Genomic DNA, 25,779 nt, shown 5'->3' with positions numbered 1-25,779 from the left:
ATTAGTTATTCTTAGAATATTCAACAGCCTCACCAATTAAAGTTGCCGAGGTACATTCGTTGATTTTTACATTAACAAAATCGCCTATTTCATAATTTTCCTTTGGAAAAACCACAACCGTGTTTTGGGAATTTCTCCCCATCCAATGTGCATTGGACTTTTTGGAGGGACCTTCTATCAAAACCTCTTCTACCTTACCAACATGTTGTTGGGTGCGGTATAGGCTATGCTTTTGCTGTACGTCTATGATTTCTGTTAATCTTCTTTTTTTGGTTTCTTCTGGAATATCGTCATCCATTTTTCTTTCTGCCAGCGTTCCAGGGCGCTCGGAATAAGCGAACATAAAACCAAAATCGTATTTCACATATTCCATTAAACTCAAAGTATCTTGATGATCCTCTTCCGTTTCGGTGGGAAAACCGGTAATCATATCCTGACTTATAGCACAATCAGGGATTATTTTTCGAATATTGTCTATTAATTCAAAATATTCTTCCCGTGTGTGAAGGCGGTTCATTGCTTTTAGAATTCGATTGCTTCCACTTTGTACGGGTAAATGGATGTATTTACAGATGTTGCCGAACTTTGCCATGACCTCAATGACATCCAAGGTCATATCTTGAGGGTTGGAGGTGGAAAAACGAATCCGCATTTTAGGCTGGGCCTGCGCCGTAAGTTCCAACAGTTTCGCAAAATTCACCGAAGTCGCTTTTTGTATGTCGGTAGCTTTTTCAAAATCTTTTTTCAGTCCCCCTCCGTACCAGAGATAGCTATCGACATTCTGCCCTAATAGTGTTATTTCTCTGAAGCCTTTTTCCCATAGATCGTTCACTTCTTCCAAAATGGATTGTGGGTCACGACTCCGCTCACGGCCACGAGTAAATGGTACTACGCAGAAGGTGCACATATTGTCACAACCCCGGGTTATGGATACAAAGGCGGTAACTCCATTGGAGTTTAACCGAACTGGGGCAACATCAGCATAAGTTTCATCTTTGGAGAGAATGACATTTACTGCATTTCTACCTTCATCTATTTCTTGAATGAGGTTGGGAAGGTCTTTATAAGCATCAGGCCCTACGACCATATCCACTATTTTTTCCTCTTCTAAGAATTTGCTCTTTAGGCGTTCGGCCATGCATCCAAGCACACCGACTTTCATTCCGGGATTTGTTTTTTTTACGGCATTGAATTTTTCCAAGCGTTTACGAACCGTGGTTTCGGCCTTTTCACGAATGGAGCAGGTATTTACCAAGACCAAATCGGCCTCTTCGAGCTTTTGGGTAGTATTAAATCCTTCCTTGGCCAAGATGGAGGCTACAATTTCACTGTCGGAAAAATTCATTTGGCAGCCATAACTTTCAATATATAGCTTTCTGTTGTTGTCTTCGTTTTTTTCCAGTGTCAAGGTTGTTCCTTGCTGGCTTTCATCTATGGTTTTCTCAGTCGCTTCGTTCTTCGTCATTTCATTTAAATGGTCTGCAAAGATAGTGCATAATCCACTTTAGTGACAATTTGGCAGTTAAATTTTGCACAAATAAACACGCAACTTTGTTTAGCCATTTCTATCTATGGGGTGTTATCTATCCAAAAAACTTAAACAACTATGAAAAAGAAAATCCTGTTTATTTTATCCTTGGCCACTTTGGCCTTTGTCTCATGTGACAAAAACGATGACAATGACGGTTACGCTGAATATCTGGTAGCGAAGCCCTTAGTAATCAGCAAAGCTGATTTTGTAAATAGTGTGGATATTATTGCCCCGCGGCCTATCGATGAGTCTGGCAAAGTATACACCTACAAAGATTACATTTTTGTCAATGACAAATACAAGGGAATCCATGTAATCAACAACAGTAACCCTTTGCAACCACGAAAGATTGGTTTTATCAGAATTCCTGGAAACGTTGATATTTCTGTGAAAGACGATTTCCTATATGCGGATAGTCTAATGGACTTGATCGTATTGGATATTTCGAATATTACCGAAATCAAACAAGTTAATAGGTTGGAAAATGTATTGCACAACAATGTGTTCTGGCCATTTGAAGCCGATATCATTGAAAATGAAGGCTACGACTATGAAACTGAAATTTTAGTTGGCTGGGAAACCACTACGGAAAGAAGATTGATTTCTGAGGTTGAAGAGAACAGAGGTGTCGGAATCTTTTTAGAAGATGCCTTGGCCAATTCTGCCGAGGGAGGTACAACTGGACAAGGAGGATCTTTGGCCCGTTTTAAGATTGTGGATGATTATTTATATGCGGTGGACAGCCATAACATCAATATTTTTAATATTTCAGATTTAGATAATCCACAAGATTTAGAAGATGTTTATGCAGGCTTTGATATTGAGACCATTTTTAACCGAGGCAACCATTTGTTCTTGGGTAGCATGCGCGGAATGTACATTTATGATATCACTTCACCCGATAAACCAATATTTGTTTCCGAATTTCAGCATGGCACTGCTTGTGACCCTGTAGTTGTAGATGGTGATTACGCTTACGTTACTCTGCGAGGCGGGAATTTTTGTGGAGCAACCGAAAGCGGTCTTTTTATTGTTGACATTTCGGATATACAGAACCCAGAATTGGCCAAAACCTACCCTATGGATGAGCCATACGGTTTGGGAATAAAGGATGAAAAATTATTTGTCTGCGATGGAGAATCCGGACTCAAGGTCTATGACAAGACCGACATTGAAGATTTGAAATCCTTAAATCACTTTAAAGATATTATCACGTTTGATGTGATTCCATTAGAGAGTCATTTGATAATGGTTGGCGACGATGTATTGTACCAATATGAATATTTGGATGATGAGATTAAGCTGATGAGTCAGATAGGACTCAATTAAATTCACACAATAACATTATCAAATATCCCGTTTTTAGCGGGATATTTTTTTGTGCGAGATTTTGAAAAAAATTTAAAATCGAAAAATTCATATACTTTTGTTACCTTAAAATCCATTGCATGCCTAAGAATTTAGTTATTGTTGAGTCACCAGCAAAAGCAAAAACCATTGAACGTTTTTTGGGAAAGGACTATCAGGTCGAATCCAGCTTCGGACACATTGCAGACCTTCCTTCCAAAGAACTGGGAGTTGATGTGGAAAACGATTTTAAGCCAAAATATATCGTTGATAAGGAGAAGAAAGCCTTGGTGAAAAAGCTTAAAGATCTAGCTCAAAAGTCTGAAACCATTTGGTTGGCCAGTGATGAGGATCGTGAAGGAGAGGCAATTTCTTGGCATCTGGCAGAAATCTTAAAATTGGATTACAGCAAGACCAAACGTATTGTTTTTAACTCCATTACCAAATCAGCTATCCAAAAGGCAATAGAGAATCCACGTGAGATCAATTACAATTTGGTAAATGCCCAACAAGCAAGAAGGGTTTTGGACCGTTTGGTTGGTTATGAACTTTCTCCAGTGCTTTGGAAAAAAATAAAACCAGGATTGTCTGCTGGACGTGTGCAGTCGGTTGCTGTACGTTTGATCGTTGAGCGCGAAAGAGAGATTGAAGCTTTTAAGCCTGAAGCATCTTTTAGGATACGTGCTGAATTCAAAACAAATAATGGAAATGTTTTTTCAGCAAAGCTGAACAAGACTTTCACCACAAAAGGAGAAGCGGAATCTTTTCTAAAACAGAATATTGGTGCTGATTTTTCAGTGGCAAATTTGGATAAAAAACCAGCTAAAAAATCTCCGGCTCCGCCATTTACAACATCGACCTTACAGCAAGAAGCATCGCGAAAATTGTATTTCTCGGTAAGTCGGACCATGCAGGTTGCACAACGATTGTATGAAGCTGGTTTGATTACTTACATGAGAACCGATAGCGTAAACCTATCCAAAGAAGCATTGAATGCTGCCAAGGATGCTATTGTAAAAAATTACGGAGAACCTTATAGCAAGGTGAGAAACTATACCGGAAAGTCGAAAGGAGCCCAAGAAGCTCATGAAGCTGTTAGGCCTACCGATATGAATTTGTCATCCCCATCCCTGGAACGAGATCAGGCAAAGCTGTACGAACTTATCTGGAAACGGACCTTAGCTTCGCAAATGAGCGATGCCCAATTGGAAAGAACCAATGTAAAAGTGAAGACAAGCAATCACAATGAAGAGTTTGTTGCCACAGGTGAAGTTGTAAAATTCGATGGATTTCTAAAAGTATATTTGGAAGGAATTGATGAAGAGGATAAAGCCGAAGAACAAGAAGGTATGTTGCCAGCATTAAGTGTTGGAGAATCATTGCAGAACAACTTCATTACCGCTACCGAACGCTTTTCAAGACCACCATATCGCTATACCGAAGCATCTTTGGTTAAGAAGTTGGAGGAGCTTGGGATCGGAAGACCATCAACATATGCCCCAACCATTTCTACCATCCAAAACAGGGGTTATGTAGAAAAAGGAACCGTGGAAGGTACAGAGCGCAACTATGCGCAGTTGGTGCTCGAAGCTGGTAACCTTGCGGAAAAAAAACTTTCCGAAATGATAGGTTCCGATAAAGGGAAATTGGTTCCCACGGATATCGGCATGATTGTGAACGATTTCCTGGTCAGCCATTTCAAGACCATTTTAGATTATAATTTCACGGCCAAAGTAGAAGAAAACTTTGATGAAATAGCCACAGGAGATGAGGATTGGAAGAAGATGATGAAGGACTTCTACAAAGATTTCCATCCTAACGTACAAGATGTAGAGGAAAATGCAGATCGTGCAAGTGGTGAACGTGTACTCGGAACAGATCCGAAATCAGGTAGGCAAGTCGCCGCCAGATTAGGTCGTTTTGGGCCGATGGTTCAAATTGGAACTGTTGATGAAGAAGAAAAACCATTGTTCGCAAGCCTTTTGCCAGAACAGTCCATCACTACCATCACTTTTGATGAGGCCATGGAACTGTTCGAGCTACCTCGAAAATTGGGAACATACGAAGGCGAAGAAGTAGAAGCCAATGTTGGTCGATTTGGGCCTTATGTAAGATTTGGCAAAAAATTCATTTCACTGGCTAAAGGAGAAAGCGCTTTTGATGTGGATATGGATCGTGCCATAGAAATGATCAAGGCCAAACAAATTGCTGACGCACCTATTGCTCATTATGAGGATTTAGAAGTTACCAAGGGAGTAGGTCGGTTTGGGCCGTTCATCAAATGGAATGGAATGTTTATCAACGTGAATAAAAAGTACGATTTTGATAATCTGACCAAAGATGATATTGTTGAGCTTATCGAGGCAAAGAAAATAAAGGAAGCTGAGAAGTTGGTGCAAGAATGGCCAGAAGAAAAAATACGTATTGAAAAAGCGCGATGGGGAAGGCACAATATCATCAAGGGAAGAATTAAAGTAGAATTGTCCAAAGATGTCGATGCTTCCAAAATTTCATTGGAAGAGGCCCAGGCACTGATAGAAAAGAAAACTCCAAAGAAAAAAACCAAGGCCAAAGCAAAGGCTAAGAAATAGTATGGCATTCGATTTTTTGGTTCCCGTCACAGACAAAGTCCTGGCATTTTCAGAATTATTACCTCCCCAGGCCTTGGGTAAAAACATCCATAAGCATACCGAAAAAAAAGGTTTGCCCGTATTCGCCAATGCAACTGTTGCCATATTTGGCGTATTGGAATCCAGAAACGCCTTCGAAAAAAAACCGGAAAAGTTAGATCTTGATGGCATCCGAATCCAGTTGTACCGACTTATGGCCGGAAATTGGAATTCCACCATCCTGGATATTGGAGATGTTGAAGAAGGCGATACCGTAGAGGACACCTATTTTGTGGTCAAGGAAATCGTTGCCGGACTTTTGGAAGAAAATATTATACCTATTATAATAGGTGCCACCCAAGACATCACCTTTCCAGCATACAGAGCTTTCGATAATATTCGGGATATGGTTAACCTAGTTTCCATAGACAGTCGCTTTGACTTTGGGGAAGATGAAGAGTTGATTTCGTCCCACTCTTACATGAGCAAGATCATAACCGACAAGCCCAACAACCTTTTTAACTTTTCCAATATTGGGTATCAAAGTTATTTTAACGCCCAAGAGGAAATGGATTTGATGGAGCGTTTGTTTTTTGATGCCTATCGCTTGGGTGAGGTTGCTGCCAATATAGAACTTGCAGAACCCGTTCTACGAAACTCACATATTGTAAGCATGGACCTTCGGGCCATTAGGGCCGGTGAGATGGGATTGCATCCCAATTTTTCCCCCAATGGGTTTACCGGAAGGGAGATTTGTGCCATAGCACGATATGCTGGCATAAGTGATAAAGTTTCCTTGTTCGGTATTTATGAGGCGGAGAATTCGCCACAAGCCTTTCAGATGATTGCCCAGATCATTTGGTATTTTATTGAGGGGATAAGTTTTAGGATAAAGGAATTTCCAAGTTCCAAAAGCGAGGACTTTACCAAGTTCACCGTTCCTACCGATACCGAGGAACTCATATTCTACAAGAGCCATGTTACAGAGCGTTGGTGGGTAGAGGTGCCATCAATTTTGCCAGAACATACTAAAACCAATTCGGTGGCGTTATTACCTTGCACCGAAGGGGACTATTTGGATGCTTGCAACCAGAACATTCCAGAAAGGTGGTTCAAAGCCTACAGAAAGGGCTTTAACTAAACAAATTAAATTTTAAGCATTAATTGTTTTTACACAATAAATTGTTCAAAAATCAGTTTTGATGAGTAATGAATTTGTGTTGTACAGTTTGTAATCTTAAATCGAAAATTTAACCTAAAGTATGAGAAAGCTATTCTTTTCATCTATAGCATTTGTTTTTTTACTCGCAAGTTGCGGTTCAAATTCAAAGTCAAAAGGTGAACTGGTTGGTGCCAAAGGAAAAAAATGGTATCCAGAAAAACCTTACGGGATGGAATTGATTCCGAGAGGTTCCTATGTTATGGGTAAAGCTGAAGAGGATCAGGCGAAAGTTTTGAACGCACCCACAAGAACTGTTACCGTTCGTTCATTTTATATGGATGATACGGAAATCACAAATAGTGAGTATCGACAATTTGTGGAGTGGGTAAAAGATTCCATCACAAGAACCAAATTGGCCATTTTGGCCGATGAGTTGGGATTTGGACCTGAAGACGAAGGCATTGGAGAGTATGGGTTTAAGGATACCGATACCACCAAAATATCCGTTTACGAAAAATACATGCTCGATAACTACGCAGGTCTTGGTGAAACAGGATACGAGGGTAGGGCATTGAATACAGATGTTGATTTGGTATGGGATACCTCTGAATATCCAGATGAGTACTATGCCGAGGTTATGGATTCAATATATCTTCCAGAAGAAGAAAGTTATAATGGATTAAGGACTTTAGATGTCACCCAATTGAAATACAAGTATAATTGGATGGATATCGAAGCTGCTGCCAGAGCTAAAACAGGACGTAGAAAAGACTTTATAAGACAAGAAGTGGCTGCGATTTACCCAGACACTACAGTGTGGATCAAAGATTTTGAGTACTCCTATAATGAGCCCATGCACAACGATTATTTTTGGCACGATGCTTACAGCGAATACCCTGTTGTTGGGATAAACTGGATGCAGGCCAAGGCATTCTGTAATTGGAGGACCAAGTTTAAAAATGACGATCAAAAAAGCCGTGGTAGACAATTTGTAAACCAGTTTAGGTTGCCTACCGAGGCCGAATGGGAATATGCGGCCAGAGGTGGTATTGATGGAGGAACGTACCCATGGGGTGGACCTTATGTAATTAGTGATACAGGTTGTTTTATGGCCAACTTTAAACCACAACGTGGAGATTACGCAGCAGATGCTGCCCTGTACACCGTGGAAGCAAAGTCGTATGAGCCCAATGAGTACAACCTTTATAATATGGCCGGTAACGTATCGGAATGGACAAGCTCCAGCTTTGACCAGGGTGCATACGAATACCTGTCGACCATGAACCCAAATATAGGTTCAGGTCAGAACCAAAGAAAAGTGATCCGTGGAGGATCTTGGAAAGATGTTGCTTACTTCTTACAAGTAAGTACCAGAGATTACGAATACCAAGATTCCGCCCGAAGTTATATTGGATTCCGAACCGTTCAGGATTATATGGGCGAAGAGGATTCAACAAAGGGACAAGGACTTCCCAACTAATTGTTATTATTGTAAAAGAGAAGAGAACATTATATAAACCAGTAACCAAATACTTATTTATATAACTTAATTAAATTTAGAATTATGGCACAGTCAAAATCAACAAAAAAGCTGTTTAACATGGCCTACGGGCTTGGGGCATCAGTAGTAATTATTGGTGCACTATTTAAGATCCTTCACTGGGAATTCGGACCACTGACCGGTGGATTGCTTCTTGCTGTCGGACTTATTACTGAAGCATTGATCTTTGCAATCTCTGCATTTGAACCAGTAGACGACGAATACGATTGGTCTTTGGTTTATCCAGAATTGAACAATGGTCAAGTTAGCGGAGGTAAAAATGACGCTAAGCAAGCTAAAGAAGCTGAAGGTCTTCTTTCCAGAAAATTGGATGACCTTTTAAAAGAAGCGAATATCGATTCTGAACTTTTCACAAGTTTGGGAGATAGCATCAAGAATTTTGAAGGTGCTGCCAAAGGTATTGCTCCAACTACAGATGCTATCCAACATACTAAGAAATATTCTGAAGAGTTGTCACATGCTGCCGCTCAGATGGAATCTTTGAACAGCTTGTACAAAGTACAATTGGAAAGCGCTAGTCGCCAAGCTTCTATCAACGAAGAAGTTGTACAGAACGCAGGTGCTCTTAAAGAGCAAATGGAATCATTGGCAACCAACCTTTCTTCATTAAATGGAGTATACGGTGGTATGTTGTCTGCTATGGCAAAAAACTAATTAGGGATTTGATTAATATACCAAACCCAGATCAAATTAATTATTAATTCTAATTAGAGAAAAACATGGCATCAGGAAAACAAACCCCACGTCAGAAGATGATCAACCTTATGTACTTGATCTTCATCGCGATGTTGGCCTTAAATATGAGTAAGGAAGTTCTTGCAGCGTTCGGTATCATGAACGAAAAGCTTGAGACTTCCAATACCAAGACTACAGAAAGTAACGATAACTTTTTGGCCAGTCTTGAAACTAAATCGGAAGAAGATTCCGTAAAATATGGAGAGTTGTTTCAAAATGCTCAAAAGATAAAAAGTTTATCCCAAGAGTACTTTGATTACTTGGAATCTCTTAAAAAAGGTATGACCGAAAAGCTTGAGGATCCTAAGGATTATGCAAGAATGGACAACTCTGATTATTTAGATCAGAAACTTTTTCAAGGAGATAATCTATCTAAAGATGGTCAGGAATTCATGAAAAGAATAAATGACTATAGAACCCAAGTTGCTGCTATCGTTCCAGAAAAATTGAAAGAGTCTGTAGAGACACGTTTTCAAACTGGAGATGAAAAAGGCAAAGTGGAGAAAAGAGATGGTACCAGACAAGATTGGATCAACTATCATTATGAAGGTTATCCCTTAGTAGCTTCTTTAGCCAAATTAACATCGCTTCAAGCTGATGTTAAAATCACTGAAGAAAGTGCTTTGAAATCAATGTTGGAAGGTGAGCTTACAGATCAAGTTTCATTGACAAACTTTGCTACTTCATTGCTCGCATCTAAGTCTGCTTTCTATAACGGAGACAAGTACGATGGTAAAATTATCATCAGCAAAACAGATAAAACATCTACACCAGTAAAAGCTGAATTGACTTTAGACGGCAGAAAACTGACTGAAGGAAAAGACTATAAGTTAGAAGCTGGTGGTATTCAAATGTTGATTGGTGCCGGTAACCCTGGCGATCATGAGATCGTAGGTACAATGTACTTTATGCAAGATGGAGAGGAAATTCCTGTAGAAGTTAAAAATTCTTTTGCTACAATTTCTAAACCTAATGCTGCTGTAATCGCTGCCGATAAGATGAATGTGGTATACCGTGGGGTTGCTAACCCTATGACCATTTCCATTCCTGGTATTCCAGATAACAAGGTTTCTGCATCTGCTCCCGGACTTTCTAAAAGAAGTGGTAGCAAGTATGTTATGAATCCTGGAAAAGGTAGAGAAGTTACGATCAGTGCATCTGGTATTTTGCCTGACGGTCAAAGAATCAATACCCCTGCAACCTTCCGTATCAAGGATATTCCTAGACCAGGAGGTACCGTGCGTGGTGAAGCAGGTAGTGTTAAAATGCCAAGAAGAAACCTTGAGATTTCTACTGTAGGTGCAATGTTGGAAGACTTCGATTTTGATTTGAACCTTGCCGTTAGCGGATTTAAGTTCAAAGTGCCAGGTCAACCAACGATTATTGTAAACGGTAATAAATTGGATGGAAGAGCCAAATCTGCTTTAAAAAGAGCTAAAAGAGGTGAAACCGTTCAGGTATTCGATATCAAGGCATACATTACAAACAACAGAAGCTACAAGCTTAAGAAAATTTCTCCTGTTGTTGTAGAACTTACAAACTAATAAAGTATAGAAGTTAGTAAATCATGAATTGGAAAAATGCATTTTTAATTGGAGCTTTAAGCTTATTGCCAGTATCAATGATGGCCCAGGCGAACATTTTGAACGCCAAGTTGCCAGATGATGTCGGGAAAAAGACCGAAGCTCAAATAGAGCAAGACAATGATGCTCCCCTAAAATATGGTTATGTGGATGATAGGGATATCCTTTGGTCCAAAACCATTTGGGAAGTGATTGACTTGGATGAGCGTGTTAATTTTCCATTATACTACCCAACCGATACCATAGGTATTGGAGCGGATAGAAGGTCACTCTACCACGTTTTGATGAAGAACATCAAAAATGGAAATTTGACCGAGGTATATACGGATTCATACTTCACTGAAAAGCGAAAGTTTGAGGATTTAAGCGCTACATTGAGTAAAGTCGATACCACCGACCTTGGATATGAGCAATTGAACGCTGGAGAACAGATTTCTGCGGAATTTATAAACCAAAGAGATTTAAATGCAGCTGATATTGAAGAATATCGTACCAAAGGAATCTGGTATTTCGATAAGCGTCAGGGAGAATTAAAATATAGGCTGTTGGGTATAGCACCAGTAGCACCTGATGTAAACTTTGTCGATGACGAATCTGTAGATCCGGGAGAGAACAAAGTAGAATTGTTTTGGGTCTGGTATCCAGCTGCAAGACAAATTCTACACGAAGCAAAGGTGTATAACCAGCGCAACTCGGCCCGACCAATCTCCTATGACATGCTGTTGAACGCACGTCGTTTTAACGCAGTGATCTATAAAGAAGACAATGTTCACGGTGATCGTGAGATTGACGACTACGTTTTTGACAATGCCTTGTTCCAACTATTGGAAGCCAAACGTATCAAAGAGGTTATCCGAGACAGGGAACAAGATATGTGGGCTTATTAATGAGAATCCAAATTTTAATTTGGTAATTCGAATTAATCCCGACGTAGATCGGGATACCACAAACAATTATATTTCCAATTCAAATCATACAGACGCCGCTCAATTGAGCGGCGTTTTTTATTTTATAAATGTCATTTCTAATAGCTCCTTTCCCTCTGCTGGGAAAGGTGTCCCGAAGGGACGGAAAGGGTGTAAACCACATCATCTTTTTCATTATTTTGGTATGATAAAATGAAAAGGCACGACGACCCAAATCTTAGGCCATACCGAAAAGAATTACGCCAAAACCTGACCCCGGCCGAAGCGTATCTTTGGAAACAGTTGCAAAACAAAAAATTGGAAGGCCGAAAGTTCAGGAGGCAGCATAGTATAGACCGCTATATTGTGGATTTTTATTGTGCTTCGGAGAGGCTCATTATTGAACTGGATGGGGAAGTGCATATGAATCCAACCGCTGAGGAAAAGGATTTGAAAAGAACAAAAAATCTTGAAGGTTTGGGGTTTACCGTAATCCGTTTTGAGAATAAAATGGTGTTCGAAAATCTACGTTCCGTACTTCAGGAGATTCGATCCCATTTTAAATAAACAAACTAAAGCTCCTTTCCCTCTGTAGGGAAAGGTGTCCCGAAGGGACGGAAAGGGTAGAACAGTAATGTTTTCAATCCCTTCCGTCTTGACATTTTATGTCAATCCACCTTCCCTTGGCCAAGGGAAGGAGTTCTTTTGTTTGTGCCAACTTGCTCCTTTCCTCTGTAGGGAAAGGTGTCCCGAAGGGACGGAAAGGGTAGAACAGTAATGTTTTCAATCCCTTCCGTCTTGACATTTTATGTCAATCCACCTTCCTTGGCCAAGGGAAGGAGTTCTTTTGTTTGTGCCAACTTGCTCCTTTCCCTCTGTAGGGAAAGGTGTCCCGAAGGGACGGAAAGGGTAGTTTTTAATAATAATAAAACAGTTTGAAGGTCAATCCCCTCCGGTTCCAATAAAAATTGGAACCACCTCCCCTTGTCCAAGGTGAGGAATTAGGTTGTGTGTGTAAAACAATCCCTTCCGTCTTGATGCCGTGTTTCAATCCCTTCCGTCTTGACATTTTATGTCAATCCACCTTCCCTTGGCTAAGGGAAGGAGTTCTTTTATTTGTGCCAACTTGTTCTTTTCCCTTCCTTCGACTTTGCTCAGGGTACGGGTGGGGAGCTGTTTTTTATTTTTATGCCAAACAAAAACCCCGGGAAATTTCCCGGGGCCTTCGAAACTGCAACCTAAAAATTTAGGTTAGCGCAATATGGGTGCTTAATTAATTGTTGGGCGTGGAACGGGTATAGCTTATAGCACCCGCATCGCCAATGGCACCAAAGGTGAGCGTAAAGTAAATATCCTCATCGGGTAGGTAAACGCCAAGCAATACGCCTTCAACATAATCACTCCACTCTTGAGAAGTAGATGGTTTAATCTGAATGTAATTGTTGTCATAAGTAATCCCAAAGTCATCTGAGACGGCCTCAGGATTGTCATTAGTCGCAAGCATTTCTAACATTGTCAAAACATTGTTCAGGGAATAAAAATTCTCGGAATCTCCCAATTTACCATAGATGTCAAAACCTTGCCAAGCTTGGGTGTTGCCACTTTGCTCCACAATGGCCCAACGCGCTCTTTTGGTACCCCCTTGAGGAGCAATGGTGTTAAAATCTTTTACAGCGTTTGACATACTGTCAAAAAATTCAGCTTCTAAATCACAATCATCGTCAGATGGAACATGTATGGTTGGTCCTGTTCCAAAAGTATCCAGCCACCATTTGTAATTATAGATAGGAGGGTGAGCGCCGATTCCGAAGCCGTCAGAATCAAGATGTACTGGTCTTGTAAACCATACATTTTCGGTAATATGGTCTTGATTTGCGTTTAATCCATGTGGTTGATTGGGACCTTTATCAAATTCAAAATTTGCCCCCGTCCAAATATCGCCGCTACGGGCGTTGCAATCGTTTATAATAAACCCTGCGGTAGATTGTGATCCAGGGTAAGCATCCCCATTGTTGTCGTCACAGTCACCGCCTTGCAGGGCGTAATTGTAATTTGGTAGCGGATCGCAAACATCCAAGGTCTCGGATATGCTGGAGTTACCAAAATCGTCATCATCCAAATCTTGGTAATAGGTGATCTGGCCAGAGGCATTTATATTTACTTCCGGGTTTTGGTCGTTACAGTCACCACCTTCCAAGGCGTAATCGAAAAGTGGTGCCTCTTCGCATGCACTCCTAATATCAGACTCGTTGCTATTGCCATAACCATCGTCGTCCGCATCTAAATAATAGGTAATCTCAACCCCGGGGTTTACGTTTTCGTCCCCATCATTACAATCGGTATTGTCGAGTACATGATTGGCCGGTGCTTCATCGCAGGCTTTTACAATCATGGTTGCAGCGTTGGGGTCGCCATAAAGGTCTCCGTCTTCGTCTAAATAATACGTGACATCCACTTCGGGGTTAATTTTATCATCATTATCATTACAGTCAAAGGCAGCGTCGTTATCGGTGTAGTTGCCTTCGGGCACCACGCAAGAAAGTACAAATTCGCTTTCCAGACCATAACCATCGTCATCTTCATCTACATAATATTTTGTAGGTGTTTCGCATTCTCCGGTTTCGGGGGTAATGGCATCGTTGGTATCGTCGGGGTCGCCGCCTTTTGGGGCGTACTTGGTGTCATCGGGGTTGTTGCAGGCCAATATGGCATCTCCGGCACCAAAGCCGTCGCCGTCGCCGTCCACAAAGAATTCGTTTTTACAATCGGGGTTTATGTTGGCGTCCAAATCGTTGGTATCTCCGTCTACTGTGGCAAATTTGGTGTCATCGGGGTTTTCACAGAACAAAATGGGATTTCCGGTACCAAAGCCGTCATCATCTTTGTCTTCATAGAATTCCTTGGTACAGTCTGGGTTTACATTGGCGTCCTCATCATTGGTATCGCCACCCACCAGCACATAGTTGCCTTCGGGTTTTTTACAGGCGGTCTCTGATTTGGAGCTATCACCGTAGCCGTCTTTGTCAAAATCAAGGTAATAGGTTTCTTTTTCACAATCATCGTCTTTGCTACAGGCCGATATGACCAAAACAACAAGCCCTAGGGCAAGGGCCAAATGGAGTAAGTGTTTCTTTTCCATAGGTTTAAAAATTTAAAGGTTATCAAATTGAATCCAAGTTAGGGGAGTTGGTAGGGCGATCTGGGTGCGAATTGACGGATGGGCTTTTTGGGTTGACGCTTGGGCTTTGCTCAGCGTGGGTAAAGGGGTAAATGGGTAAAGGGTGAAAGGTGGAAGGTGGAAGGTGAAAAGGTTTTCAACAATCAGTGTACAGTTGTCATTAATCAATAAACAATTATTTTCCCTAAACCCTAAACCCTAAACCCTAAACCCTAAACCCTAAACCCTAAACCCTAAACCCTAAACCCTAAACCCTTTCTCGCCCTTAACCCTTAACCAATATCCAACATCCTTCCTTACTTTTGCAACATGCTCGATTATCTGATTGTTGGCCTAGGATTGGCCGGAATATCGTTTTGTGAAACTCTTGAAAAAGAAGGCAGATCATTTAAGGTAATTTCCGATGACTCACAGCAAGCTTCGTTGGTGGCTGGCGGGCTTTACAATCCCGTTATTTTAAAACGGTTTACCCTAGCCTGGAAAGCCAAGGAACAATTGGAGATGGCAATGCCGTTTTACCAACATATGGAAAAGAAATTGGGCATTACACTGGACCATAAAATTCCGGTGTTGCGAAAGTTTGCTTCCATTGAGGAGCAGAATGCCTGGTTTGAAGCTGCGGACCGTCCGGGTCTCGATTATTTTTTGTCGACAAAGATTCTCAAAAACCAAAATCCAAACATCGATGCCCCCTTCGGGTTTGGTGAGGTAAAATATACCGGACGGATAAATACCAGAACGTTGCTCACTTCGTATGCGGAATATTTGAGCCAAAAAGCGCTTTTGACTTCAGAACCCTTTGACTTTGATTGTTTTACCGCTTCCTTGGACCATATTTCCTATAAATCGATAAATGCCAGGCAAATTGTTTTTTGCGAGGGCTACGGGCTTAAAACCAACCCGTTTTTTGGCTATCTGCCCTTAAATGGTACCAAAGGTGAACTGTTGATCATTAAAGCTCCGGCATACCAAGAGACGAATGTGGTAAAGTCGTCCGTTTTCACCATTCCCTTAAGGGAAGATCTATACCTTGTGGGGGCCACTTATAAATGGAAGGACAAGACCAACGAACCTACCCAAGAAGCGAAAACAGAATTATTGGAAAAACTAAAGACCTTTCTGAAATGTGATTTCGAGGTGGTTGACCATGTAGCCGGAATTCGGCCAACGGTTGTAGATAGGAGACCTTTGGTGGGCCAACACCCGGAACATAAAAACCTGTTTGTGCTGAACGGGTTAGGATCTAGGGGTGTACTTATTGCTCCCTATGCTTCGCAGCAGCTGTTCAATGCTATTGAAAAGGGAAGCGGTCTTGATTCGGAAATTGATATTAACCGATTTATCAAAAAATACCCCCTCCGTCCCACAAAGCGGGACACCTCCCCCTAAAAAGGGTGAGGAGTTTTTTTTGTTTAATCTCACTTGTTCCTTTCCCTTTGTAGGGAAAGGTGTCCCGAAGGGACGGAAAGGGTAGAGTCTTCAGAACACCCACTCCGTCCACGGAAGGTGGTCACCTCCCTCTAAAAAGGGTGAGGAGCTTGTTTGCGGAAATCAATCCCTTCCGTCTTGACACTTTGTGTCAATCCACCTTCCCATGGCAAGGGAAGGCGCTATTTAAGTCAATTTATTATTGCCCAACCTGACTTGCTATCCCAGGCTCGTACTTTATGAAGAAATTAATCCAGATGTTTCGCGATAAACGTACAATTATGGGCAAAAATACGATTAGAGTGGCTACAATGGCAATAAAGGTATTTACCAATGATGCATCCAAAATCAAAAAGGCTATTACAAAAGCTGCAGCCGCAAAAGCAATTCCCACACCATAGCTTACATACATTGAACCATAGAAGAACGAAGGTTCGATTTTGTATTTTGTATTGCAATTGGAACAGCGCTCATGCATTTTGAATAATTGCGAAATGGCGTACGGATTGGTGTTCTGGTACATGCTCTCCTGATGACATTTAGGACAACTTCCTGTTAAAATACTGTAGAGTTTGCTTCCTTTTTTTAACATTTGCATGGCTTTTAACAAAGGTAAGATTTGTAGTTATTTTTGCGGTTCCATGACAATACCAAAAGTCGATTTTAACATAATGAATTTTTATAACCAATATGCTTAATATCCATAACCTTTCAGTCTCTTTTGGGGGCGAATATCTTTTTGAGGAAATCGCGTTCCGGTTGAACGGGGGCGACCGGGTTGGGCTTATTGGAAAGAACGGTGCAGGAAAATCAACTTTATTGAAACTGCTTTCCAAGGAAATGGCTCTAGATTCTGGCACTATTGCCATGGAAAAGGATATCAAGATTGGATTTTTAAAACAAGATATCGATTTTGAGCACGGAAGAACTGTTTTAGAAGAATCCTATCAAGCCTTTCATGAAATCAAGTCTTTGGAGCAGAGGCTGGAGGAAATAAATCAACAGCTTGCAGAGCGTACGGACTACGAAAGTGGGTTGTACAATCAGTTAATGATAGATTTGACGGATGTTACCCATCGTTATGAGATTTTGGGTGGTTACAACTATCAAGGCGATACCGAGAAAGTCCTGATGGGATTGGGTTTTAAACGAGACGATTTCAACAAGCTTACAGATACCTTTTCCGGGGGATGGCGAATGCGTATTGAATTGGCCAAACTTTTATTGCAAAACAATGATGTGTTGCTTTTGGATGAGCCGACCAACCATTTGGATATTGAATCCATTATTTGGTTGGAGCAATTCCTGAAGAATTATTCGGGGGCGGTGGTTATTGTCTCTCACGATAAAATGTTCTTGGACAATGTGACCAACAGGACGATAGAAATTTCGTTGGGTCGAATTTACGATTACAATAAACCCTATTCCAAGTTTTTGGTGCACCGCAAGGAAATCATGGATCAGCAATTAAATGCCCAAAAAAATCAGGAAAAGCAAATACAGCAGACAGAAAAACTTATCGAGAAGTTTCGTGCGAAGGCTTCCAAGGCCTCCATGGCACAATCGCTAATTAAAAAACTCGATAAAATTGAACGCATAGAAGTTGATGAAGAGGACAATAGTGTGATGAATGTGCGGTTTCCGGTCTCCATTACACCGGGAAAAGTGATTGCAGAACTGGAAGATCTTTCTAAAAATTATGGAGACAATAAAGTCTTAACGGGCATCGATTTATTGGTGGAACGTGGCAGCAAAACCGCTTTTGTGGGTCAAAATGGACAAGGAAAGACCACCTTGGCAAAAATTATGGTCGGAGAATTGGACCATACCGGAAAACTGAAGATCGGCCACAATGTCCAAATTGGATATTTTGCCCAAAACCAAGCTGAGTATTTAGAAGGCAACAAAACGGTTTTGGATACCATGATCGATGTGGCCAACGAAAAGAATAGAAGCAAGGTGCGAGACATTCTCGGATCCTTTTTATTTCGGGGAGATGAGGTGGACAAATATGTAAAGGTACTCTCCGGGGGCGAACGGAACCGTTTGGCATTGGCCAAAATGTTGTTGCAGCCCTTCAATGTGTTGGTAATGGATGAACCTACCAATCACCTCGACATCAAATCCAAAAATGTATTGAAACAGGCCTTACAAAAGTTTGAAGGCACCCTGATCTTGGTTTCACATGATCGTGATTTCCTCCAAGGATTGACTGATAGGGTTTATGAGTTCAAAGATGGAAACATCAAAGAGTATTTAGGTGATATCGACTTTTATTTGGAACAGCGAAAGGCAGAAGATTTCAGAAAAATTGAAAAGGGAGAGAAGAAGACCCAGCCCAAAGCAGAAGTAGCACCAAAGCAAAACGATTATCGGGCCCAGAAGAAAGTCAAATCGCTCAAGAACAAATTGAGCAATGTCGAAAAGAAAATTTCACAATTGGAAAAGGATATTGCCAATATCGACCATGAAATGCTCATGGATTATGACGCCACCATTGCCAAACCTGGCTTTTTTGATGGATATCAGGGCAAAAAAGAGCAATTGGAATCCTTGATGGAAGAATGGGAAAAGCTGTCACACGAGCTTGAAACACTGGATTAGGCCAAAAAAACTACCCTTACCACATAATTGGGCCGGTTTACAACATAATTTCCTTGTTACACCTATTTAATTTGTAGCAACTCATGTTCTGCCGTTAATTTGTAGGTAAATTCTTATAAATTGAGTTTATCAACCTCTATGCGATTAACGAGTATTTATATATTGTTGCTTTTTGTTCCAACCTTGGTGTTTTCAAATTTTGAAGTTTCACAAAAGGAAAAGACTGCTCTTTTGGACCTATATAATAGTACCAATGGAGCTGACTGGAGTACACCTTGGAACTTGGATGCCCCAGTAAATTCATGGAAAGGCGTTACGCTAAAAGAGGGACATGTTGTTGCCATAAACCTTTTTAGGAATAATTTGGATGGCACACTGCCAGAAAGTATAGGGAGACTTAGGCATCTTACCCATTTAAACTTGGCATTCAATAGCATTACCGGTGTTCTGCCAAAGGACATTGTAAAACTCAAAAGTTTGAAGGTGTTAAGATTGGAGATGAACCGCATTAAGGGCTCTTTGCCGCTAGGTATTGGTCAACTTCAAGAACTGGAAGTGTTTTCGATGTTCAATAATTTTCTGAACGGCTCCATACCATCCACTTTCGGAGAGTTAAAAAACCTTAGGGAACTCAACCTTTCAAGCAATAACCTAAAGGGAATAATTCCTAATTCCATAGGAAACCTGACCAAATTGGAGGCCTTGGGACTTTTTGAAAACAATTTGGAGGGGTCAATACCCGAAGAAATGGGACAATTGGGACGATTAAAAGAATTGGTGCTGGCCAATAATCAATTAGGTGGTGAGATTCCAGTGGAATTTAGTCAACTGGCAAGCCTTAAAATACTTCAGATACAGAATAACCGATTTGATTCCTATACCGGACTCAAACAAATGGATACAAAACAATTTTTGGTCTTTGATACGGACGAAAAAACCTTGAATCCACGGTTCAACGATATACAGCTTCAACGTACCCGCATGGCGGATACAAAATTTGAAGATGATGACGATAATGAGTAGTTAGTTATACTTTAGTTTGTTTGGTTTGGGGATACAGGCGTGTATCCCCTTTTTTTTTGTGCCCTCAAACAGCATTTCTATCAAACAATTTATGAAATATTTAACCTAAATGACTTATCGCAGCTAATAGCTTTGCAAAGCTAATTCACACCAACACATGCGTAAGTTGATTATTTCCGTCGTTGTGGGCGGCCTCATTATTTTTGGGTCTATTTTTTTGGCTGGGCAAATTGCAGGAAGCAAGAAAAATAGAAGGCCCAAACCTCAAAAAGTGATAAAAACTGTCTTTGTCGATACCATTAAAAATGGAACGGTTCCGATCATAATTCCTGCAAACGGCAATTTGAAGGCAAAAAGAAGGGTTGAACTGTTTTCTGAAGTACAAGGTGTCTTTAGGTCGGGGAGCAAATTGTTCCGTACAGGCCAAGAGTACAGTTTGGGTCAGACATTGATTCGTATTGATGCGAATGAATACTATGCAAGTGTGCAATCTGCGAAAAGCAATTTGTATAATTTATTGACCTCCATAATGCCCGACTTACGTTTGGATTATCAGAAGGTCTATCCGAAATGGCAGGCTTATTTAAATAGTTTTGACCTTAACAAAACAACCCCGGGTCTACCGGAAATGGACACCGAAAAAGAAAAATTCTTTATTTCGGGAAGAGGGATCATCAGTAGTTACTACAACGTAAAAAACTTAGAGCAGCGCCTATCAAAATACACCATAACAGCTCCGTTCAATGGGGTTTTGACGGATGCGCTGGTTACAGAAGGAACTTTGATACGGTCCGGTCAAAAATTGGGAGAATATATCAATACAGGTGTCTACGAGTTGGAAGTTTCAGTGAGCAAGACTTTCGGTGACTTTTTAAAAGTTGGAAAACAGGTAGAACTAGCCAATTTGGGCAAAAGCCAAAACTATATCGGTAAAGTTGCCCGCGTCAATGGAAGGGTTGACCAAAGTTCGCAGACGATCACCGTTTTTATCGAAGTAAGTGACCATAGCTTAAAAGAAGGGCAGTATTTGGAAGCCAATTTGGAGGCCCGGGAAGAACCCAATGCCATAGAAATTGATCGTTCCCTGCTGTTGGAAAACAACCAGATTTTTGTGGTTAGGGATTCTATTCTTGACCTTATTGATGTAAAACCCATATACTTTACCGACAAAAAAGTGGTCTTAAAGGATGTTCCGGATAACGAGGTAATTGTCACCAGAATAATGACGGGTGCTTACGAAGGAATGCTGGTCAAGGTTTTTGACGGCACAACACCCAAAAGAGCCAAGTCGTGAAGAAGCTCATCTCATATTTTATCAAATACCATGTTGCCGTTAATGTGATCATTATCGCATTTTTCATCTTTGGATTGGTTGGGGCCTTTTCTTTAAAATCTTCCTTTTTTCCATTAGTGGAATCAAGAAATGTATTGATCAATATTACCTATCCTGGAGCTTCACCCCAAGAAGTTGAAGAAGGCATTGTACTAAAAATCGAAGATAATCTCAAAGGTTTACAGGGTGTAGAACGGGTTACTTCTACTTCAAGGGAAAACAGTGGATCGATCAATGTTGAGATTGAAAAGGGAAGAGATATCGATTTTATGTTGTTGGAGGTCAAAAATGCAGTGGATCGTGTTCCAACTTTCCCAACAGGTATGGAACCTTTGGTAGTTTCAAAATTAGAACCTGTTCGCCCGACCATCAGTTTTGCGGTCAGTGGCGAAAACATTCCCTTGGCAACCTTAAAACAAATTGGGCGACAAATTGAAAATGACCTCAGGGCCATTGATGGCATTTCACAAATAGATATTTCTGGTTATCCGGCAGAAGAAATTGAGATTGCTGTGGACGAGAACAGCCTTTTGGCCTATAATATTTCCTTTAATGAAGTAGCCCAAGCCGTTTCCAATGTCAATATTCTGGTCACTGGGGGAAACATTAAAACCAATTCCGAAGAGTATTTGATTCGAGCAAACAATCGTGCCTATTACGGAGACGAATTGTCCAATGTTATTGTTCGTGCCGATGCCAGTGGAAGAACAATTCGGTTAAAAGATGTGGCCACGATCCGTGACCGGTTTTCAGAAACACCGAATGCATCCTATTATAATGGGGGTTTATCGGTAAATGTTACCGTAACCAGCACCAATACCGAAGATCTTATAGGTTCAGCTGAAAAGGTTAAGGAGTATATGGAAGAGTTTAATCAGAAATACACCAATGTCCATTTGGATGTGGTTCGTGATCTGTCAAAAACCCTTACCCAGCGTACCGATTTACTTACTGAAAATGCCATTGTAGGGATGATATTGGTGCTCATTTTCCTCTCCCTGTTCTTGAATACCAGATTGGCATTTTGGGTAGCATTTGGGTTGCCCATTGCATTTTTGGGGATGTTCATTTTTGCGCCCATGTTAGGTGTGACAATCAATGTATTATCGTTGTTTGGGATGATTATTGTAATTGGGATCCTAGTCGACGACGGAATTGTTATAGCTGAAAACATCTATCAGCATTACGAAAAAGGAAAAACACCGGTACAGGCAGCTATAGATGGAACAATGGAGGTGATTCCGCCTATTCTTTCAGCTATAATAACAACCATACTGGCATTTTCAATTTTCCTGTTTTTGGATGGACGAATCGGCGATTTTTTCGGAGAAGTATCCGTAATTGTGATGTTGACCTTGTTGGTATCTCTAGTTGAGGCCCTTATAATTTTACCAGCGCATTTGGCGCATTCCAAAGCTTTGCAACCCCAAAAAGAAGGTCCAAAATCGAGTATCGGACAGGCGTTTGCAAAACTTAGGGTCATCAATAAGATGGGAGATCAATCCATGGCCTGGATGCGCGATAAAATTTACAGCCCCACACTTAGATTCGCGCTAGAATATAAACTTTTGACCTTCGCATTATTTTTTATGGCCTTGGCGTTGACATTCGGATCTATTGGTGGAGGTATCATACGAACTTCCTTTTTTCCAAGAATTGCAAGTGATCGAATTGCAGTGGAATTGCAAATGCCCAATGGCACCAATGAAAAAGTTACGGATTCCATCATTAGTATGATTCAAGATAAGGCCCAAATAGTCAATCAAGAACTTACGGAAGAATACTTGGGGGGAACAAACAAGGTCCTTTTTGAAAACATGCTCAAAAATGTAGGTCCCGGGTCATCCGCCGCAACCTTGGTGATTAATTTATTGCCCGGAGAAGAACGCCCAGATGAGGTTAGGGCTGATTTGGTTACCGGGCGATTGCGCGAACTGGTAGGTCCTGTAATCGGCGTTGAAAGCTTGATTTATGGATCAGGAGGAAACTTTGGTGGCGATCCAGTTTCAGTTTCACTATTGGGCAATAATATTGCCGAGCTTAAAGCGGCCAAAGCGGAGCTGAAAACCGCATTGCTGAACAATGCCTTGTTAAAGGATGTTGCGGACAATGATCCTGCGGGAATCAAAGAAATTCGATTAGAGTTAAAAGAAAATGCATACCTATTAGGTCTTGACCTTAGAACTGTAATGAATCAGGTAAGGGCCGGGTTTTTTGGTGCACAAGCACAACGATTCCAAAGAGGACAAGATGAAATTCGTGTTTGGGTGCGCTATGACCGTGAAAATAGATCTTCCATCGCAGATTTGGACGAAATGCGAATTTTGGCTCCTAGCGGTGAACGTATTCCGCTGAAAGAGATTGCCAGTTATACCATTGAACGCGGCGATGTGGCTGTAAATCATTTAGATAGTCAACGCGAGATTCAAGTATCATCCGATCTAACCGATCCCAACACCACGAGCGGCACAGATGCCATGGCATGGATCAAGGATGAGGTGATGCCCGATATTCAATCAAAATACCCATCAATAACCCCATCTTTTGAAGGTCAAAATAGAGAAGCGAACAAACTTTTGGATTCGTTGACCTTTGTTGGTCTTTCGGTTTTGTTCTTGATTTATGTGACCATAGCCTTTACCTTCCGCAGTTTCAGTCAACCATTACTATTGATATTGTTGGTGCCCTTTAGCCTTACGGCAGTGGCATGGGGACATTGGTTCCATGGTTTTCCTATTAATATTTTGTCTATGTTGGGCATTATCGCCCTTATCGGAATTATGGTGAATGATGGCTTGGTGCTTATTGGCAAGTTCAACATCAACCTTAGGAATGGTCTTGATTTTAATGAGGCATTGTATGAGGCCGGACGCTCCCGTTTTAGAGCTATATTTTTGACTTCGATTACAACAATTGCTGGTTTGGCGCCATTGCTTTTGGAAAAGAGTAGACAAGCGCAATTTTTAAAGCCCATGGCCATTTCCATAGCGTACGGAATTGGGTTTGCTACCGTGCTTACGCTGTTGATGCTGCCTTTGTTTCTTTCTTTCGGAAATAATGTCAAAGTATTGGCAAAAAGAGCTTGGACTGGTGAAAAAACAACTAGAGAAGAAGTGGAACGAGCTATAAAAGAGCAAAACGAAGAACAATATATGCTGGAGGAAGGTGCACATCAACTCAATGGAAGCACCAATAATCCAGAACTAACGGATGAATCTTCAAAAGTTTTAGAAGAAGCAACAGAATGAGAAGAATTTTATATTTCCTACCCCTTTGTTTATTCCTGATTCCCATTGCTGCACAAGCCCAGGATAAAATGTTATCCAAAGAAGAAGCGGTGGCCATGGCCTTGGAATACAACTTGGGTATTCAAGTGGCCAAAAACACCCGAAAAATTGATGAAAACAACGCCAGTATTTTAAATTCTGGTTACTTGCCAACAGTTACGGCCAATGCCGGAGGAAGTATCGACCGTCAAAATACCGAAGGTCAACTAGCAAGTGGCGATTCACGTACGGCGGATGGAGCGGAAACAAGGCGGTACAATGCTTCAGTAAATGTCAACTACACCCTTTTTGATGGGTTGAACCGGTATTACAGCTATAAAAGTTTCCAAGAACGTTCCCAGCAATCCGAATTAGAGGTAAGGCAGACCATTGAAAATACCATTTTACAATTGTTTACGGTGTACTATGAAGCGGCTCGTCTTACCGAAAACACAAAAAACCTTGAACAGGCATTGGATATTTCCAAGGATAGGCTAACAAGGGCTCGGTATCAATTTGAATACGGACAAAACACAGGGCTTGACGTATTGAATGCTGAAGTGGACATTAATACAGATAGCATAAACCTATTAAATTCCAGACAGCAATTGCGAAATACCATGCGGGATTTAAATCTCGTACTCAACCAAGAACTAGAAGCACAATTTGTAGCCGATACAACAGTCAGTTTTGTTCCTGGGTTGGAAATGGAAAATATGCACAAGGAAGCAAAATCGAATAATATCAGATTGCAAATTGTAGAAAAGGACATGAACATTTTGAGTTACAATGTAAAAGCGGCCAAAAGTGTTTTTTTACCCACTATTGGTTTGACCGGGACATACGGTTGGAACGAATCTAGCAACAATAGTCCTTTGGCTTTTCTAATTCAAAATACATCAACAGGATTAACAGGAGCAGTAAACCTATCATGGAACCTTTTTGATGGTGGACGAGGTGTTACCGGAATAAAGAACGTTAAAATTGGCTACGAAAATCAAGAATTGCTCAAAAAGCAGATTGTATTGGAGGTGGAACGCGACATTAGAAATGCGTGGGATAGTTATACCAACGCCCTTTATGTTTTTGAGGTGCAGGAAAAAAACCTCCAGACCAACCAAGACAATTTTAGCCGTACGGATGAACGATATAAATTGGGACAGGCAACTTCCATAGAATTTAGACAGGCGCAATTAAATTTACTTAATGCCGAGCTGGCCAGAAGTCAAGCAAAATACAGTGCTAAATTGGCTGAGCTGCAAATGTTGCAAGTTAGCGGTCAATTGTTGAACGTGGAGTTTTAACCCATGTACGAGCACTTTTTTCAATGCCCATTTTGTTGGGAAGAAATTTCATTTCTTTTGGACAACTCAATTGCAAAACAGACTTATGTTGAGGATTGCGAAGTATGCTGCAATCCAATCGAGGTAACCACTGCTTTTGAAAATAATGAATTGTTTCATTTTGAAGCAAACGAATTGGGGCAATAAGCTTCTCCATTACTGCTAAACTAT

The 25,779-nt window shown here is 40.9% G+C and carries 18 protein-coding genes; 15 read left to right on the top strand and 3 right to left on the bottom strand.

The features are described from left to right. Position 1: 1 nt before the first annotated feature. Positions 2-1,465, bottom strand: coding sequence for a tRNA (N6-isopentenyl adenosine(37)-C2)-methylthiotransferase MiaB (gene miaB, locus IAG46_RS08205; protein ID WP_190809872.1), 1,464 nt, complete (start codon positions 1,463-1,465; stop codon positions 2-4). Between the two features lie 141 nt (positions 1,466-1,606). On the opposite strand from miaB, the gene IAG46_RS08200 reads away from it, so the two are divergent. The 8 genes from IAG46_RS08200 (at position 1,607) to IAG46_RS08165 (ending at position 12,000) form a co-directional block, all read left to right on the top strand. Beyond that, positions 1,607-2,860, top strand: a complete 1,254-nt coding sequence (locus IAG46_RS08200; protein WP_190809871.1) for an LVIVD repeat-containing protein — start codon at positions 1,607-1,609, stop codon at positions 2,858-2,860. A gap of 119 nt (positions 2,861-2,979) precedes the next feature. Beyond that, positions 2,980-5,469 (top strand): type I DNA topoisomerase, encoded by a 2,490-nt coding sequence (topA, locus tag IAG46_RS08195; protein ID WP_190809870.1) that lies wholly within the window; start codon positions 2,980-2,982, stop codon positions 5,467-5,469. Position 5,470: 1 nt separating this feature from the next. After that, positions 5,471-6,628, top strand: coding sequence for a formimidoylglutamase (locus IAG46_RS08190; RefSeq protein ID WP_190809869.1), 1,158 nt, complete (start codon positions 5,471-5,473; stop codon positions 6,626-6,628). Between the two features lie 121 nt (positions 6,629-6,749). After that, positions 6,750-8,129, top strand: coding sequence for a gliding motility lipoprotein GldK (gene gldK / locus IAG46_RS08185; protein WP_190809868.1), 1,380 nt, complete (start codon positions 6,750-6,752; stop codon positions 8,127-8,129). An 84-nt stretch (positions 8,130-8,213) separates the two neighbouring features. After that, the gene (gene gldL / locus IAG46_RS08180) at positions 8,214-8,864 is read left to right on the top strand and encodes a gliding motility protein GldL (RefSeq protein WP_190809867.1); all 651 of its coding nucleotides are present in this window, start codon (positions 8,214-8,216) and stop codon (positions 8,862-8,864) included. 65 nt (positions 8,865-8,929) lie between these two features. Beyond that, a complete protein-coding gene (gldM, locus tag IAG46_RS08175) occupies positions 8,930-10,489 on the top strand; it encodes a gliding motility protein GldM (RefSeq protein WP_190809866.1) in 1,560 nt (519 codons plus the stop codon). Positions 10,490-10,512: 23 nt separating this feature from the next. Beyond that, positions 10,513-11,415, top strand: coding sequence for a gliding motility protein GldN (gldN, locus tag IAG46_RS08170; RefSeq protein ID WP_190809865.1), 903 nt, complete (start codon positions 10,513-10,515; stop codon positions 11,413-11,415). Between the two features lie 231 nt (positions 11,416-11,646). Further along, the gene (locus tag IAG46_RS08165) at positions 11,647-12,000 is read left to right on the top strand and encodes an endonuclease domain-containing protein (RefSeq protein ID WP_190809864.1); all 354 of its coding nucleotides are present in this window, start codon (positions 11,647-11,649) and stop codon (positions 11,998-12,000) included. A 706-nt stretch (positions 12,001-12,706) separates the two neighbouring features. On the opposite strand, the gene IAG46_RS08160 is transcribed toward IAG46_RS08165, so the two are convergent. Further along, positions 12,707-14,572 carry a hypothetical protein gene (locus tag IAG46_RS08160; RefSeq protein WP_190809863.1) on the bottom strand — a complete coding sequence of 622 codons (1,866 nt, stop codon included), beginning with the start codon at positions 14,570-14,572 and terminating at the stop codon, positions 12,707-12,709. 348 nt (positions 14,573-14,920) lie between these two features. On the opposite strand from IAG46_RS08160, the gene IAG46_RS08155 reads away from it, so the two are divergent. After that, positions 14,921-16,000 carry an FAD-binding oxidoreductase gene (locus IAG46_RS08155; protein WP_190809862.1) on the top strand — a complete coding sequence of 360 codons (1,080 nt, stop codon included), beginning with the start codon at positions 14,921-14,923 and terminating at the stop codon, positions 15,998-16,000. 238 nt (positions 16,001-16,238) lie between these two features. Here the strand turns inward: IAG46_RS08155 and IAG46_RS08150 are convergent, their stop codons facing one another. After that, positions 16,239-16,631 carry a DUF983 domain-containing protein gene (locus IAG46_RS08150; RefSeq protein WP_190809861.1) on the bottom strand — a complete coding sequence of 131 codons (393 nt, stop codon included), beginning with the start codon at positions 16,629-16,631 and terminating at the stop codon, positions 16,239-16,241. 98 nt (positions 16,632-16,729) lie between these two features. Here IAG46_RS08150 and IAG46_RS08145 point away from each other — a divergent pair, with 98 nt between their 5' ends. The 6 genes from IAG46_RS08145 (at position 16,730) to IAG46_RS08120 (ending at position 25,755) form a co-directional block, all read left to right on the top strand. Beyond that, on the top strand, positions 16,730-18,643 hold the full coding sequence (locus IAG46_RS08145; protein WP_190809860.1) for an ABC-F family ATP-binding cassette domain-containing protein: 1,914 nt from the start codon (positions 16,730-16,732) through the stop codon (positions 18,641-18,643). 138 nt (positions 18,644-18,781) lie between these two features. Next, a complete protein-coding gene (locus IAG46_RS08140) occupies positions 18,782-19,666 on the top strand; it encodes a hypothetical protein (RefSeq protein ID WP_190809859.1) in 885 nt (294 codons plus the stop codon). Between the two features lie 157 nt (positions 19,667-19,823). Beyond that, positions 19,824-20,960, top strand: coding sequence for an efflux RND transporter periplasmic adaptor subunit (locus IAG46_RS08135; RefSeq protein WP_190809858.1), 1,137 nt, complete (start codon positions 19,824-19,826; stop codon positions 20,958-20,960). Then, positions 20,957-24,247 carry an efflux RND transporter permease subunit gene (locus IAG46_RS08130; protein WP_190809857.1) on the top strand — a complete coding sequence of 1,097 codons (3,291 nt, stop codon included), beginning with the start codon at positions 20,957-20,959 and terminating at the stop codon, positions 24,245-24,247. Before IAG46_RS08135 ends, IAG46_RS08130 begins: the two co-directional genes overlap by 4 nt. Further along, the gene (locus IAG46_RS08125) at positions 24,244-25,569 is read left to right on the top strand and encodes a TolC family protein (RefSeq protein WP_190809856.1); all 1,326 of its coding nucleotides are present in this window, start codon (positions 24,244-24,246) and stop codon (positions 25,567-25,569) included. The genes IAG46_RS08130 and IAG46_RS08125 overlap by 4 nt, the downstream gene beginning before the upstream one ends. A 3-nt stretch (positions 25,570-25,572) precedes the next feature. Further along, complete coding sequence (locus IAG46_RS08120; RefSeq protein WP_190809855.1) at positions 25,573-25,755, top strand: CPXCG motif-containing cysteine-rich protein; 183 nt, start codon at positions 25,573-25,575, stop codon at positions 25,753-25,755. Positions 25,756-25,779: the final 24 nt, after the last annotated feature.

This window comes from Flagellimonas sp. S3867 (genome assembly GCF_014698935.1).
Lineage (GTDB): Bacteria > Bacteroidota > Bacteroidia > Flavobacteriales > Flavobacteriaceae > Flagellimonas.
Note: the sequence above shows the minus strand (reverse complement) of the source record. Positions and strands in the feature narration are given on the sequence as shown.

Excerpts from the sequence above, each read along its gene's own strand:
- gldK (WP_190809868.1), top strand. The coding sequence starts at position 6,750 with ATGAGAAAGCTATTCTTTTCATCTATAGCATTTGTTTTTTTACTCGCA.
- IAG46_RS08200 (WP_190809871.1), top strand. The coding sequence starts at position 1,607 with ATGAAAAAGAAAATCCTGTTTATTTTATCCTTGGCCACTTTGGCCTTT.
- IAG46_RS08125 (WP_190809856.1), top strand. The coding sequence starts at position 24,244 with ATGAGAAGAATTTTATATTTCCTACCCCTTTGTTTATTCCTGATTCCC.
- IAG46_RS08120 (WP_190809855.1), top strand. The coding sequence starts at position 25,573 with ATGTACGAGCACTTTTTTCAATGCCCATTTTGTTGGGAAGAAATTTCA.
- IAG46_RS08190 (WP_190809869.1), top strand. The coding sequence starts at position 5,471 with ATGGCATTCGATTTTTTGGTTCCCGTCACAGACAAAGTCCTGGCATTT.
- IAG46_RS08165 (WP_190809864.1), top strand. The coding sequence starts at position 11,647 with ATGAAAAGGCACGACGACCCAAATCTTAGGCCATACCGAAAAGAATTA.
- IAG46_RS08150 (WP_190809861.1), bottom strand. The coding sequence starts at position 16,631 with ATGTTAAAAAAAGGAAGCAAACTCTACAGTATTTTAACAGGAAGTTGT.
- gldL (WP_190809867.1), top strand. The coding sequence starts at position 8,214 with ATGGCACAGTCAAAATCAACAAAAAAGCTGTTTAACATGGCCTACGGG.
- miaB (WP_190809872.1), bottom strand. The coding sequence starts at position 1,465 with ATGACGAAGAACGAAGCGACTGAGAAAACCATAGATGAAAGCCAGCAA.
- IAG46_RS08155 (WP_190809862.1), top strand. The coding sequence starts at position 14,921 with ATGCTCGATTATCTGATTGTTGGCCTAGGATTGGCCGGAATATCGTTT.
- IAG46_RS08160 (WP_190809863.1), bottom strand. The coding sequence starts at position 14,572 with ATGGAAAAGAAACACTTACTCCATTTGGCCCTTGCCCTAGGGCTTGTT.
- gldN (WP_190809865.1), top strand. The coding sequence starts at position 10,513 with ATGAATTGGAAAAATGCATTTTTAATTGGAGCTTTAAGCTTATTGCCA.
- gldM (WP_190809866.1), top strand. The coding sequence starts at position 8,930 with ATGGCATCAGGAAAACAAACCCCACGTCAGAAGATGATCAACCTTATG.
- topA (WP_190809870.1), top strand. The coding sequence starts at position 2,980 with ATGCCTAAGAATTTAGTTATTGTTGAGTCACCAGCAAAAGCAAAAACC.
- IAG46_RS08140 (WP_190809859.1), top strand. The coding sequence starts at position 18,782 with ATGCGATTAACGAGTATTTATATATTGTTGCTTTTTGTTCCAACCTTG.
- IAG46_RS08135 (WP_190809858.1), top strand. The coding sequence starts at position 19,824 with ATGCGTAAGTTGATTATTTCCGTCGTTGTGGGCGGCCTCATTATTTTT.
- IAG46_RS08145 (WP_190809860.1), top strand. The coding sequence starts at position 16,730 with ATGCTTAATATCCATAACCTTTCAGTCTCTTTTGGGGGCGAATATCTT.